Below are 13,807 nucleotides of genomic sequence, written 5' to 3' on the forward strand. Positions count from 1 at the left end.
GATTTTAGATTAAAATTTAATCCGAAATCGCCAATCTAAAATCCAAAATTGAATTGCCCAATCCCCAATGCCCCATTCCCGATTCCCCCCTAAACATATAGGATCAAAACAGTCAGAATCGATATTTTAAATTATCCACGGAGAGAACACTTTATGAATTTGGTTGTACTCCAGAACTGGCTGGACAATGCGTCCTTTGCCATATTATTCCTAACAATGCTGGTGTATTGGGGAGGAGCGGCTTTTCCGAATCTGCCTTATCTCGCCGCTTTGGGGACAGCTGGGATGGCGATCGCAAATTTGTGCATTGCTACTCTACTAGGGGCACGATGGATCGAAGCTGGTTACTTTCCCTTAAGTAATCTCTATGAATCTCTGTTTTTCTTAACTTGGGGAATTACCGCCGTCCATCTGATTGCTGAAAATAGTAGCCGTAGCCGTTTAGTAGGAGTTGCGACAGCTCCAGTGGCAATGGCGATCGCAGCTTTTGCTACCATGACACTACCATCCCAGATGCAAGCGTCAGAACCCCTAGTACCTGCCTTGAAGTCAAATTGGCTGATGATGCATGTCAGCGTCATGATGTTGAGTTATTCTGCTTTGATGGTGGGTTCATTATTAGCGATCGCTTTCTTAATTGTCACTCGCGGTCAAAACATCCAACTACAAGGCAGTTCTGTTGGTACTGGTGGTTATCGCAGCAACGGCTACCGCTTGCACAAAGCATCTGAACTAATTTCTCAACCACCAACCCCTGCTGTTGAAAATAACGGCTTTGCCCGTTTTGAAACTAGTAGCAACGGCAATGGTAACGGTAATACGGCTGTTTTAAATTTAGTAACTACCCCTGAATCTCAAGCGGTTGCATCTGCTGAACCTCTTTCACCCCAGCGCCTTAGCCTTGCCGAAACCCTCGACAACATCAGCTATCGCATCATTGGACTAGGATTTCCCCTGCTGACAATTGGCATTATTGCCGGTGGCGTTTGGGCTAACGAAGCCTGGGGTTCCTACTGGAGTTGGGACCCGAAAGAAACTTGGGCATTAATTACCTGGTTAGTGTTCGCCGCCTACCTTCACGCCAGAATTACTCGCGGTTGGCAAGGGCGTCGTCCTGCAATTTTAGCCTCCACCGGCTTGATTGTCGTTTGGGTTTGCTATCTCGGTGTGAATCTTTTGGGTAAAGGTTTGCATTCTTACGGTTGGTTTTTCTAAGAACCGTTTAAATAAAACTACCCCACCCGTGCTACCGCGCACCCTCCTCTTGGTAAGGGGAGGGTTGGGGAGGGGTAACGCGAGAATTATAGACTAATTTACCGGACATCAAATTATTACTAAATTTTTATTTGACCAGCACTAAATCTATAAAATCATTATTTTATTTCGGATGAACTGTTATATCTCTGGAAAATATAGATTTATTGACAGGAGATTTTTATGGAAGATGGATTTGAGATACTAAACCATGATGAAGTTGTGTCTATAGAACCAGACGCTTTTAATAAGTTAAATATTGCTAAAACTTTTAAAGTCCGTGATTTGATTACAGCAATCAAGGAATATATTGGAGCAGAAGATACAGAGGAAGTAAATTTGTATACCCAAGGATTAAATTGCGAAGTTTTGCAATTTAGTACTTTGGGATGGAAAAAAGGAAAAGTTAGACTTGCTTTAGAATTTTGTCCTGATGAATCTGAGTCACCACTTGATGAAATTTTTCAAAAACTCAAACAAGTGGAAAATTAATACCAAATGAGCAAAAGATCCCCGATTTATTAAAGAAGTCGGGGATTTCAGTTTCTCAATGTTTGCAAATAAAATAGGATGTGCTGAATTGCTATCAAAATTCATTTATAAAAGAAAGATGTACTAATAACTGAGAAATGGGAAATAGATCATGCTAAATTACGATCCATTAGCTTGTTTGCCCTCATCTGAGGAGCTACCTGACTCTGACGATACCCCTGTGGATAATGAATTACAAGATTTGATTCCTGGTTTACTTAAAGCGCTTCTGGCAATAGCTTGGCCAGAACGCATGGATTGGTATTTTGGCGTTGATATGGGTATTTATTATGACCCAGATTTACCACCGATAGTCCAAGATGGGTTTTTGAGTCTGGGCGTTGAGCGATTTTATGATGAAAACCTCCGTCCTAGTTATGTGCTTTGGGAAGAGGAGAAATTACCGATATTAGTGTTGGAGGTAGTATCTAAAACATACCGTGGTGAGTACTCGACCAAAAAAGCAGAGTATGCAAGATTGGGAATTTTGTATTATGTAGTTTACAACCCATTTCGCCGCCGCAAGCCACGTTTAGAAGTTTACAAATTAGTTAACAATGTTTATGAATTACATGATGGTAATCCAGTTTGGTTGCCAGAAATAGGTTTAGGATTTGGCATCGAACGAGGAACTTATCTAGGCATACCACGGGAATGGATGTATTGGTATAACCAACAAGGACAACGGTTTTTAACACCAGAAGAAAAGGAAAAAGTTGCTGAACAAAAAGCTCAACAAGCGGAACAAAAAGCTCAACAAGCGGAACAAAAAGCTCAACAAGCACAGCAAGAAACCCAATTATTACGAGAACGCTTGCGATCGCTCGGCATAGATACTGATTCTCTCATTTAAATTGCTATCAAAATTCATTAATCAAATAAAGCATAACAATTGCGTAGACGCGGAGCGGCTTGTCGTTAGACATCGCTCGGTGTAGATCCTGATTCTCTCTCATTTGAAAAAAGGAGTAAGGAGATAAATTCCCTAATCACGAAGACGCGATAAATCGCCGTCTCTACAAAGGAATGATTATTGTAGAGACGGCGATTTATCGCGTCTCTTGCCTTAACCGAACAGCGAGGTTCATCAACGAAGCTCCGAGGTTCATCAACGAAGCTCCGAGGTTCATCAACGAAGCTCTGAGGTTCACGAACGAAGCTCAAAGGTTCATTAATGGAGTTCAAAGACTCGTCCACCAATATCAAAGACTCGTCCGCGAGTATCAAAGACTCTCGCGTGAATATCAAAGACTCGCCGACGAATATCAAAGATTCTCACGCGAATATCAAAGACTCATTCATGAGTATCCAAGACTCATTACAGCAGTTTTCATTTACCTAAATCACACTCATGCCTTCTTCTCTGCGCTTCTGCGTGAGACAAAAAACCTTCGCTCCTGTAATTACGAATTACGAATTACCCATTACCCTATCAAGACTTGCACTTACACTTTCAGCATCCAGTGACTTCAATCGCTGCAAAATCTCTAAAGCTGGTTGCAAATAGGATATCGCTTTAGTGTATTCACCCTGCTGTTCTGCCAAATGTCCTAACCAACACAGAGTTATTGCTTTGCCTTGGATATTACCAATGCGTTCATTGATTTCCAAAGACTGATTGTAGAGTATGATCGCTTCATCCACATCCCCTTTGTTGCCGTAGAGAATTGCCAGTTGGTGCAACGTCGCCGCTTTCCCTTGGACATTTTACGAATTACGCATTACCCTATCAAGACTTGCACGTACACCTTCAGCATCCGGTGACTTCAATCGCTGCAAAATCTCTAAAGCTGGTTGGAAATGGGATATCGCTTTAGTGTATTTACCCTGTTGTTCTGCCAAATATCCTAAGCACCACAGAGTCATTGCTTTGCCTTGGACATCACCAATGCGTTCTTTTATTTCCAAAGACTGATTGTAAAGTGCGATCGCTTTATCCACTTCCCCTTTTTTTGCGTGGAGCATTCCCAGGCAGTGCAACGTCGCCGCTTTGCCTTGGACATTTACAATGCCTTCTTCTATTTCCAAAGACTCCTTGTAGAGTGCGATCGCTTCATCCACTTCCCCTCTGTTGGCGTAGATACCTGCCAGACAGTGCAACGTCGCTGCTTTGCCTTGGACATTACCAATGCGTTCATTTATTTCCAAAGACTCCTTGTAGAGTGCGATCGCTTCATCCACTTCCCCTCTGTTGGCGTAGATACCTGCCAGACAGTGCAACGTCGCCGCTTTGCCTTGGACATCACCAATGCGTTCTTTTATTTCCAAAGACTCCTTGTAGAGTGCGATCGCTTCATCCACATCCCCTTTGTTGGCGTAGATAATTGCCAGACAGTGCAACGTCGCTGCTTTGCCTTGCACATTACTAATGCGTTCATTTATTTCCAAAGACTGATTGTAGAGTGCGATCGCTTCATCCACTTCCCCTTTGTCAGCTTTTAGTGTTCCTAAATGATTATAAATTGCTGCTAATTCTCCTTCGTCTTCTGCGGGACAAAGATTTAAAGCTTGTTCGTAATAGTTTAATGCTTGATCAACCTCACCCATTTGGTGTTTACAATAAGCAATTTCTCTTAGAACACTATGGTTTTTAGTAATTTCTAAGGTTGATTTGCACAGATGTATTGCTTCCCAAAAACGGCTTTGATTTTTCCAGTTATCTGCCAATGAACTAACTATTTTCGCTGCGATTCTTTCATCCTTCCCCAGCAACCCCAAGCGATGAATTTCTAACTTTTGTGATTCCGTAGAATTTTCTGCCTCTTCCCACCACAGACGATACAAAATTTGTGCAGCTTGTTTATACAACTCTTCACCCTTGGGGTTTTCTGGAAAGTCTAGCAACGGTGACAAAATCCGGGGAACACGATACAACCTCTCTCTGTTGTTGGTCAGCGTAACTTCCAACAAACCCAAAATTTCAGCGCGTTGAATATGATCCCAACTTGAGATATCCTCACAAATCGGAGAAATAGCAGCTAGAGGAACAGGTAACTCATACACCAACAACTTCCCCAGCATTTGACGCAAAGCTGGAGTTTGCTGCTTCAGCAATACCTGTGCCAAAATATCCTCACGAAATTCCTTTTCTTTATCTGCCATCTTTTGCAGAATCATCTCAACTCCCCTCTCCGCTTCCGGCGACTTCAGGGAATTTTGCAAAATCTTATCTAACCATTCCAACAGCCGAGGATTTCCATCTGCTGCTTTTTTGGCACGTTCGGGCAAATCTGGCTGAAATTGCCAACTGCCATTAAAGGAATCCAGACGATTATACTTTTTAATTAAATCTGCCCCACCCAGAGCACCCAGAGGTTCGCGGTACAGACGATGATTCAGTTCCGACAATGTGAAATTGTAGCGACAGGTAATAATTACCTTGTGGGGAAGTTGGGAATTTTGCATCGCCTTCACCCTCAATACCGACTTGAATTTCTGCCATTAAATCACCTCCGAATTTATACAAGATTCTGTACATTATCCGTTGAATTGGGGATAAGGTTCACGCACAGACACAGAGAGGATTGCAAAATTATTTACTTACAGTTGTACCAATTGTCTAAAATAAGACAACAGACTCAAACCTGGAAACCCAGATTAAATCTGACTTTCAAAAATTACGAATTACGAATTACGAATTACGAATTAGTATGTCTCTTGCTCCTTGGCGAAGTGCGATCGCTCATGCGCTTGATAGCAATCGCAGCCTTGTTTATGCCCGTTACCTGCAACTAGCAACGGTGCAAGCGAATGGTCGCCCCGCTAATCGTACCCTAGTCTTTCGCGGCTTTCTAGAAGATACAAACCAGCTAAAATTTATCACCGATAACCGTAGCGCCAAAACCGACCAGATACAGCAACAACCTTGGGCAGAAATTTGCTGGTACTTCCCCAATACACGAGAACAATTCCGCATCACTGGCTGTTTAACCTTAGTAAGCGGTGATGATTATGACCAAGATTTACAGCCAGCCCGGATCGCAATGTGGCAAGAATTGAGTGATGCGGCGCGTTTACAGTTTGCTTGGCCCCATCCTGGTAAACCCAGAATCCAAGAAGCAGGAGCCTTTGAGCCACCAGCACCCGATCCTGTTGAGCCAGTGGCTAATTTTTGTCTATTGCTACTCGATCCGGTACAAGTAGACCATTTAGAATTACGCGGCGAACCACAAAATCGATCCCTTTACTGCCGTAATGACCAGCAACAGTGGACTAGCGAAGCGATTAATCCGTGATTTAGTCAAGAGTCAAAAGATTGACCCTTAACCCTTAAGTTAAACTAAATGCCAGCACCATCTAGAAATTCCTGGATAGTCTTATCCTTGAGGTTGCACCAGCGAGTATCACGGGTTAGCTCATCCCCTTTCGCTGCTAAACAACCCACTAAAACAGGAGTTTTTTCTGAAGAATTGGTGCGCTGAAGAGTTTGTATTTGTTCTTCCAAAGCCTCAATCCGGTCTACTAAAGCACGAATTACTTGAGCTTCTGAATCTGGTAAGTTACTGTGTTCAAGAGGTGAAACCCGAACTCCAGAACGATACATAATGCGCCCAGGCACACCTACCACAGTACAGTCTGAAGGCACATCTCTTAAAACAACAGAACCAGCACCAATACGGACATTATTGCCAATTTGGATATTGCCCAGTACCTTTGCTCCAGCTCCAACTACGACGTTTTCGCCCACAGTGGGATGGCGCTTGCCACATTCTTTACCAGTACCCCCAAGAGTGACACCTTGATAAATTAGGGTATAGTCTCCCACGATCGCAGTTTCACCAATTACTACACCCATCCCGTGGTCAATAAACACACTTTGCCCAATTGTTGCACCAGGGTGGATTTCAATTCCAGTCAAAAACCGAGCCAAGTGAGAAACCAGGCGCGGAATAAAGGGAAGACCAACACTATACAACCAGTGAGCCAGCCTGTGGAATAACAGGGCTTGCAAACCAGGGTAACAAAATAAAACTTCCAACCAGTTACGGGCAGCTGGGTCACGTTCAAATATGATACGAAAGTCAGCACGTAGTATAGATAGCACGAGATAGCACCCTCGGAAAGCACAACAAGCTACTCTCCCATATTATCCTCTCAGGTGTTACACCTAAAAATTGGGAATGGGGCAAAACAGTTCCGAGTTTCGAGTTTCTCGGCTTAGAGTAAAGAAGTGAGATTCCCCACTCAGCACTCAGCACTCCTAAAGGGCATTGGGCATAAGAGGCAGAGAGAGGTGCAAAGGGGCAGAGGGGAAAACTTACTGCAACTTCTTCCCTGCTCCCCCGCTTCTCCTACTTGCCACTTCACTGCTGCTCCACTTTCAGAGTATAATCCCGCTTGACTCCAGGATTAAATGTACCTACCCAAATCCGATAAGTGCCCCTTTTCCAGTTGCGATCGCTAACGCTAGCATCTTTACTTTTACCAGTGTCATCGCCGCAACGAATTGTTGTTTGATCTGGGCCTTGAATGATTAAAGTGGTGTCGTTGTTGTTGCTATCAACTTGGATTGTTAGCTGAGGAAAGTCCTTTTCCAAAACCATAATGTGATCTGGTTTGGGATCGGCAAAGCCAATGCAGGCTTTTTGATCGCGATCGCGGTTACTTATGGCAGATAATGAGTAAGAACCACCTGTAAACCCCTGCACTGTTCCTTGTGCTGAATCAAAGTTTGTTGATAAATTCAAAGTGCCAAAGTTTGCTGTTTGTGCTATTGCAGGGGTAGCTGTGATGGCGGTAAGTATAGCCAACAGCCAACCGCCGCCAAACTGAAGTCGGGGGCAACAGTATTTCATAGTAGCCCTCCAACAGGCTTTAAAATTAGTAATGATATATACATATTCTAGTTAAAAAAATCTAGTGAAATTTCAGTTGGGTGTGCCACATTCAAATGTGCCACAGTTAATATTTTGGAAAGTGGACAGCGAATTACTAGATTGTTTCTCGATCTAGACAGCAGCGTTAAATCACGCCCGTTGATAGTCAAGCATTTTGGCAATCAAGCCATTAATTAGCAAATGCTACATCAAATCTACGTAAATATAATTTGACAAGAAAGTATAAAAGGTAAAGGTAAAAGAATTTTTTACCTTTACCTTCTATACTTGAGCTTTTATGAAAATCTCACGAATTATGGAGTTTGAAGAAAACGCCACCTTTGAGCGATCGCGTGTCAGTTCCATAACTACTAACTGTGAGCGATCGCAGGTTGTTAAAAAATGGGTTACCTAAGACTTCCACTAGTTTGAGAATCGGTACTTGACGCTCTAACAAATTCTGGCTCTTTGTCCAGTCAAGATATATATAGCCTTGGTTTGGTAGGGGAATTGCAGCGATACTATCTTTGAAATTGGGATTGTCAATTATGGAATTATCCTTGGTTGTGAGAATTTCATTTATCGTCTCCAAGTCAGACGCGAAAATTTCGTAATTTCCTAAAGTTGTATGCAATCCCTGCACTTTTGTTTCAATACTGAAAGATGCTCCTTCTTTGACATCACTTTTTTTTGTAGCTGTGGTTAACTCTGTCCAAGCGGAGATTTTTTGCTTGTCTATATTCAGGGTATTAATGCTGAGTCCGTTGGATGAGGCGATCGCATCTAATCGAGCAACGCCTTGTTCTACACCTTCGGATTTTTCCACCACAAAAATCCAATGTGGGGTTGTTTGCTCTTTATCAGGTAACAATGCTATGGCATATTCTCCTTGTACCCAACTGAAAATATCCTTTGGTAAATTTATACCCCAGCGTTTTTGAACATCCGCCAAAGGTTTTGCTAACCGAGAAACCACATCTTCCCCAGAACCATATATAGTTGCTGTTGCTTGTCTCCAGAGCTTGGCTAAATCGCTGTCACCCAAATTACTCAAATTCGAGCCGGAAATTGCTAAACCTGCGGATGCTGGAACATACTGCAATGCTCCCACAGGTTTAGATAGCGGTGCAGATGCAGGGACAATTTCCGATGAAGTTAAAATGGTGGTTTCTGCCAGCAATCCTTGGGGATTCAACACTAAGGATATGATTTGACTGTTATAAAGTTGTTCTGGTAACTCTAACCCTTGCCATTTTGCTACGATGGGAAGATTCAAGAAAGCTACAGCTAATCCCCCTTTAAGCCGTTCTTTGGTAACTTTTTGGTATTCGGGTGAGCTAGTCAAATTCAGATCGGGCGCTTGGACATTATTGATAGCATCTTTTAGTACTTTCGGATCGTTGGCAAATAAGACGAAGCTTTCACCGACAACAGCACCAGCAAGCAAGTCTTGTTCTGGTTGAGAATTGTCAGAAATCAGTTTTACACCTTTATATTGTTCAACAGCTAAGTTTGCCCCAGCTAACGCTCGTTTAGAAAACAACAATTCCACAAACTCGCGGCTTTTCTGCGGTTGTTTGGTTGCTAATGCCAACAAATACCCTGGCTGCTGTCCGTTTTCTGGATCGCGATCAATATCTAAGGTAGCGATCGCTAATGTAATTTCATTCCCTAACCAGGGTTGAATGTCTTGTTTGTAATCTATGCCACTCTTAGCGAATAAACTGGTTTTGAGTTTAGATAGTTCCTCTTCCCGCTCCAACGCCTGCAAACGGTCAGGATTTGTCAATAATGAAACCATTGCAGGGGAAAGTTTTGACACGAATATGGCTGCACCAGGCCCAGAGCTAGAAGCAATGAGGTTAGCCGGACTTTTAGCGAAAAACCAGTAAAAGCCTGCGATCGCAATTACTAGCAGGGCGATCGCCCCAGCGACGAAAAAACCGATAAATGAACGTTGCCTATTCACATTAAACCTATTAAAAAAGACGGTTTACAGCCATTTAAGCAGAAAGCCTAGCAGAATTAATCAACCCTCTTGAGAATGGATGCTGATGTCAAGGCAGAAATTTTCTGTCACCATAAATAGTATTAGGACTATTTACGAAAACCTCATGACAGGGAACTCATGAATCAAATTAGTGTAGAAGAACTGGCGCAACGTCTTTCTTCTAGTGATACAAGTATTCAGCTAGTAGATGTGCGTGAACCACAAGAATTGGCGATCGCTAGCATTGAGGGCTTTGTCAACCTACCTTTAAGTCAATTTGCTGAATGGGGAGATCGAGTACCTACCCTCTTCAATCCCCAAGCCGAAACCTTGGTGTTATGCCATCACGGCATCCGCTCTGCCCAAATGTGCCAGTGGTTGATTGCTCAAGGTTTTACAAATGTGCAAAATATTTCGGGTGGTATTGATGCTTATTCCCAACTAGTAGACCCTTCAATTCCCCAGTATTAGCTTTTGCTCGAATACATCATTCAGATGGAACATATTCTTCCATCTGACTTTTGCTATGCTAAAGATAGAAGTACATCAATCAATGTTAGAGACTTGCCGGAAAGTTTGGAATTTGGGCATCAAGTACATCTGCACAAAAATGTTGGATTGCTCTAAATTACAGTTTGGCAGTAGCCCTTGGAAACAAATACGTATCTAATAATACTGTTGTAGGCGCAAATTTGTGCAAAAGTACGGTTAGAAAGAAGCATCCTAAGGGTAGATTATAACCAGCAGCTTTTGCAAAAAAAGTTGAGCTACTATGCCAACCCTACTCTTAAAAATGTTGTATATATAAACTTTAAAAATAATTATCATAATAGAGTTATATAATTTGCTACTTTAATAAATTATTAATATTCTCTGTTTTCGATTAAATCCACAAATAAAATTTTTTTTTCAGAGTTTGATTAAAATTTGCCTTCAGCAAAACATACCATAATGGAAGTTAAGTTAACAAATCGACAACAGCATATACTTTGGGCAACGGTACGTCACTACATTGCTACGGCAGAGCCTGTTGGTTCAAAGGCTTTAGTCGAGGAGTACGACCTGGGTGTAAGCTCGGCGACAATTCGCAATGTTATGGGCGTTTTAGAAAAGTCTGGATTGCTCTATCAACCACACGCTTCTGCTGGACGTGTACCTTCAGATTCAGGCTATCGCATTTATGTTGACCAGCTAATTACACCTTCTCTGCGTTCGCGCAGCGTATCGCAGACAGATGCTACGCGGAGCTTGCTTCCGCTAAGTGGTACGGAAACTCTAGGTCGAGAACTAGAGGTGGCACTGCAAAAGCAGCTACAGTGGCAAGATCGGAGTTTAGAAACCCTACTGCAAGGAGCCGCACAAATTTTAGCAACCTTGAGTGGTTGTATTAGCTTGATCACTATGCCGCAAACGACCACAGCGCTATTGCGACATCTGCAATTAGTGCAAATTGAAGCCGGGCGAATCATGCTGATTGTGGTAACTGATGGTTACGAGACACATTCTAAATTGATGGATTTGTCGCCAACACCAGAAGAAACACAACGGGATTCAGAGGTAATCGATCGCGAGTTGCAGATTGTTTCTAACTTTTTGAATAGTCACCTACGGGGGCGAAGTCTGTTGGAATTAGCCTACCTCAACTGGAGCGAACTAGATCAAGAGTTCCAACGTTACGGAGAATTTTTGAAAAACTCAGTTGCCGAATTGACTCGTCGTACTCTTGCACCGACTGCAACCCAAATTATGGTTAGGGGTGTGTCAGAAGTTTTGCGCCAGCCAGAATTTTCCCAGTTACAGCAAGTACAAACGATTATCCATCTGTTGGAAGAAGAACAAGACCAACTGTGGCGATTAATATTCGAGGAACCAGAACCAGAGGATGGTGGTAAACCAAAAGTAACGGTTCGCATTGGTGCAGAAAATCCATTAGAACCGATACGTACCTGCACTTTGATTTCTTCTAACTATCGCCGAGGTTCGGTACCTGTAGGAAGTGTGGGAGTTTTGGGGCCAACGCGTCTAGATTATGAAAGTGCGATCGCAGTAGTAGCATCTGCTGCTGATTACCTCTCAGAAGCTTTCAATTATTTTAATCCTTAATAGGGATTAATCGTATCAGGTTATATTTAGGAACAAGCCACTATGCCTCTAGGTGAGTGAAAATACCATAGCAAGCAGATAGCCGGATTTTTAACGGCAAAATCAATAATTAATACTACTTAAATCTTTCATGCTTAGAAAAATTGCCTTTGGTTTACTGTGGCTGGGATTTGTTGTCTATGCTTTTTTCCTCGCGCCTCCCGATCAACCCGGTACATTCGAGTTAATTAAAAACCTTTCTATCGGCCAGTGGCAAGGTGTTAACCCGTTAGTCATAGCACTATTCAACCTCATGGGCATCTGGCCTCTTATTTACAGCGCAGTAGTCTTTATTGATGGTAGAGGACAAAAAATACCTGCTTGGCTGTTTTCTACTGCTTCTTTCGCAGTTGGTGCTTTTGCCTTGTTGCCGTATTTAGCTCTTAGAGAACCAAATAATCAGTTTCTCGGTCAAAAGAATACCTTGCTCAAGCTGCTAGATTCTCGTGTGACTGGTTTTGTGTTAACGGTAGCCACGGTTATTCTAGTTGCCTACGGTTTAAGAGCAGGAGATTGGGGCAGTTTTGTGCAAGAGTGGCAAACTAACCGTTTCATCAATGTGATGAGTTTAGATTTTTGCTTACTCTGCCTATTATTTCCGACATTACTGGGGGATGATATGGCACGTCGCGGTTGGAAAAATCCGCAGTTTTTCTGGTTAATAACCTTGATACCGCTATTCGGCCCATTGGTTTATTTATCTGTGCGTCCACCTTTACAAGAAGTGGGTACAGAGTCCGTATCCAAGCAGCCAGCAACGAATTAAAGAATAAAGTGCATTTTTCACAATCCAAAATCGTTCAATCCCAAGTGGTATTACCCAAAGTCCCCCCTTTTCCAAAGGTTTGGGGATTTTCTGTGGGTGCGTAAATCCCAAGAGAAAGTTTTTTCTGAAAGTACTTTACAAAATGCAATAAATTGTTTAAGATGTGTAACAGGTAGTAAAACCTACCTAAAATTCATCTGCAAATAATCGCATTTATAAAACAATGACAACAACCTTACAACGTCGCGAAAGCGCCAACGTATGGGATAGATTCTGCGAATGGATCACCAGCACCAACAACCGGATCTACATCGGTTGGTTCGGTGTAGTCATGATCCCTACCTTGCTAGCGGCTACCGCTTGCTTCGTAATCGCTTTCATCGCTGCTCCTCCAGTAGATATCGATGGTATCCGCGAACCTGTTGCAGGTTCCTTGATTTACGGAAACAACATCATCTCTGGTGCAGTAGTACCTTCCTCCAACGCTATAGGTTTGCACTTCTACCCAATTTGGGAAGCAGCTTCTCTTGATGAGTGGTTGTACAATGGCGGTCCTTACCAGTTGGTAATCTTCCACTTCCTGATTGGCATATTCTGCTACATGGGTCGTGAATGGGAACTATCCTACCGCTTAGGTATGCGTCCTTGGATTGCTATAGCATACTCAGCACCAGTAGCAGCAGCAAGTGCAGTATTCTTGGTATACCCCATCGGACAAGGTTCATTCTCTGATGGTATGCCTTTGGGTATAAGCGGAACATTCAACTTCATGATCGTGTTCCAAGCAGAACACAACATCTTGATGCACCCCTTCCACCAATTAGGTGTAGCTGGTGTATTCGGCGGAAGCTTGTTCAGTGCAATGCACGGTTCTCTTGTAACTTCTTCTTTGGTTCGTGAAACCACCGAAACTGAATCCCTTAACTACGGTTACAAATTCGGTCAAGAAGAAGAAACCTACAACATCGTTGCAGCCCACGGCTACTTCGGTCGTCTAATCTTCCAATACGCTTCTTTCAACAACAGCCGTTCACTGCACTTCTTCCTCGCAGCATGGCCTGTAATCGGCATCTGGTTTACCGCCTTGGGTGTCAGCACAATGGCGTTCAACTTGAACGGTTTCAACTTCAACCAATCAATCATTGATTCTGAAGGTCGTGTGATTGCAACTTGGGCAGATGTAATCAACCGCGCTAACCTGGGTATGGAAGTAATGCACGAGCGTAACGCTCACAACTTCCCTCTAGATTTGGCTGCTGGTGATTTTGCTCCTGTAGCTCTTACCGCTCCTGCTATCAACGGTTAATC

14 protein-coding genes are annotated in these 13,807 nt (G+C 42.9%); 8 read left to right on the forward strand and 6 right to left on the reverse strand.

Going from position 1 to position 13,807, the window contains the following annotated elements:
- Positions 1-153 precede the first annotated feature (153 nt).
- The 3 genes from ccsB (at position 154) to NLP_RS08195 (ending at position 2,638) form a co-directional block, all read left to right on the forward strand.
- Complete coding sequence (gene ccsB / locus NLP_RS08185) at positions 154-1,215, forward strand: c-type cytochrome biogenesis protein CcsB (protein ID WP_104905962.1); 1,062 nt, start codon at positions 154-156, stop codon at positions 1,213-1,215.
- 222 nt (positions 1,216-1,437) lie between these two features.
- Positions 1,438-1,746, forward strand: a complete 309-nt coding sequence (locus tag NLP_RS08190) for a KGK domain-containing protein (protein WP_104905963.1) — start codon at positions 1,438-1,440, stop codon at positions 1,744-1,746.
- A gap of 151 nt (positions 1,747-1,897) precedes the next feature.
- On the forward strand, positions 1,898-2,638 hold the full coding sequence (locus NLP_RS08195) for a Uma2 family endonuclease (protein ID WP_104905964.1): 741 nt from the start codon (positions 1,898-1,900) through the stop codon (positions 2,636-2,638).
- Positions 2,639-2,703: 65 nt separating this feature from the next.
- On the opposite strand, the gene NLP_RS32940 is transcribed toward NLP_RS08195, so the two are convergent.
- The 3 genes from NLP_RS32940 to NLP_RS08205 all read right to left on the reverse strand — a co-directional run bounded on the left by NLP_RS32940 (position 2,704) and on the right by NLP_RS08205 (position 5,190).
- Positions 2,704-2,970, reverse strand: a complete 267-nt coding sequence (locus NLP_RS32940) for a hypothetical protein (RefSeq protein WP_158680319.1) — start codon at positions 2,968-2,970, stop codon at positions 2,704-2,706.
- Between the two features lie 225 nt (positions 2,971-3,195).
- Positions 3,196-3,468, reverse strand: coding sequence for a tetratricopeptide repeat protein (locus NLP_RS34780; RefSeq protein ID WP_104905965.1), 273 nt, complete (start codon positions 3,466-3,468; stop codon positions 3,196-3,198).
- A 24-nt stretch (positions 3,469-3,492) separates the two neighbouring features.
- Complete coding sequence (locus NLP_RS08205; protein ID WP_234017250.1) at positions 3,493-5,190, reverse strand: tetratricopeptide repeat protein; 1,698 nt, start codon at positions 5,188-5,190, stop codon at positions 3,493-3,495.
- A gap of 245 nt (positions 5,191-5,435) precedes the next feature.
- On the opposite strand from NLP_RS08205, the gene NLP_RS08210 reads away from it, so the two are divergent.
- Positions 5,436-6,020, forward strand: a complete 585-nt coding sequence (locus NLP_RS08210) for an Npun_F5749 family FMN-dependent PPOX-type flavoprotein (RefSeq protein WP_104905966.1) — start codon at positions 5,436-5,438, stop codon at positions 6,018-6,020.
- Between the two features lie 44 nt (positions 6,021-6,064).
- On the opposite strand, the gene cysE is transcribed toward NLP_RS08210, so the two are convergent.
- The 3 genes from cysE to NLP_RS08225 form a co-directional block, all read right to left on the reverse strand.
- A complete protein-coding gene (cysE, locus tag NLP_RS08215; RefSeq protein WP_104905967.1) occupies positions 6,065-6,829 on the reverse strand; it encodes a serine O-acetyltransferase in 765 nt (254 codons plus the stop codon).
- A 259-nt stretch (positions 6,830-7,088) separates the two neighbouring features.
- Entirely contained in the window at positions 7,089-7,580 is a 492-nt protein-coding gene (locus tag NLP_RS08220; RefSeq protein ID WP_104905968.1) for a hypothetical protein, read from the reverse strand.
- Between the two features lie 328 nt (positions 7,581-7,908).
- Entirely contained in the window at positions 7,909-9,570 is a 1,662-nt protein-coding gene (locus NLP_RS08225) for a DUF3352 domain-containing protein (RefSeq protein ID WP_104905969.1), read from the reverse strand.
- Between the two features lie 159 nt (positions 9,571-9,729).
- Between NLP_RS08225 and NLP_RS08230 the strand changes: the two genes are divergently transcribed.
- The 4 genes from NLP_RS08230 (at position 9,730) to psbA (ending at position 13,805) form a co-directional block, all read left to right on the forward strand.
- Entirely contained in the window at positions 9,730-10,062 is a 333-nt protein-coding gene (locus NLP_RS08230) for a rhodanese-like domain-containing protein (RefSeq protein ID WP_104905970.1), read from the forward strand.
- 480 nt (positions 10,063-10,542) lie between these two features.
- Positions 10,543-11,694 carry an HrcA family transcriptional regulator gene (locus NLP_RS08235; protein WP_104905971.1) on the forward strand — a complete coding sequence of 384 codons (1,152 nt, stop codon included), beginning with the start codon at positions 10,543-10,545 and terminating at the stop codon, positions 11,692-11,694.
- Positions 11,695-11,824: 130 nt separating this feature from the next.
- The gene (locus NLP_RS08240) at positions 11,825-12,499 is read left to right on the forward strand and encodes a DUF2834 domain-containing protein (protein ID WP_104905972.1); all 675 of its coding nucleotides are present in this window, start codon (positions 11,825-11,827) and stop codon (positions 12,497-12,499) included.
- Between the two features lie 223 nt (positions 12,500-12,722).
- Positions 12,723-13,805, forward strand: coding sequence for a photosystem II q(b) protein (gene psbA, locus NLP_RS08245; protein WP_104905973.1), 1,083 nt, complete (start codon positions 12,723-12,725; stop codon positions 13,803-13,805).
- Positions 13,806-13,807 lie beyond the last annotated feature (2 nt).

Origin of the sequence: Nostoc sp. 'Lobaria pulmonaria (5183) cyanobiont', assembly GCF_002949795.1 — a bacterium.
GTDB lineage: Bacteria > Cyanobacteriota > Cyanobacteriia > Cyanobacteriales > Nostocaceae > Nostoc.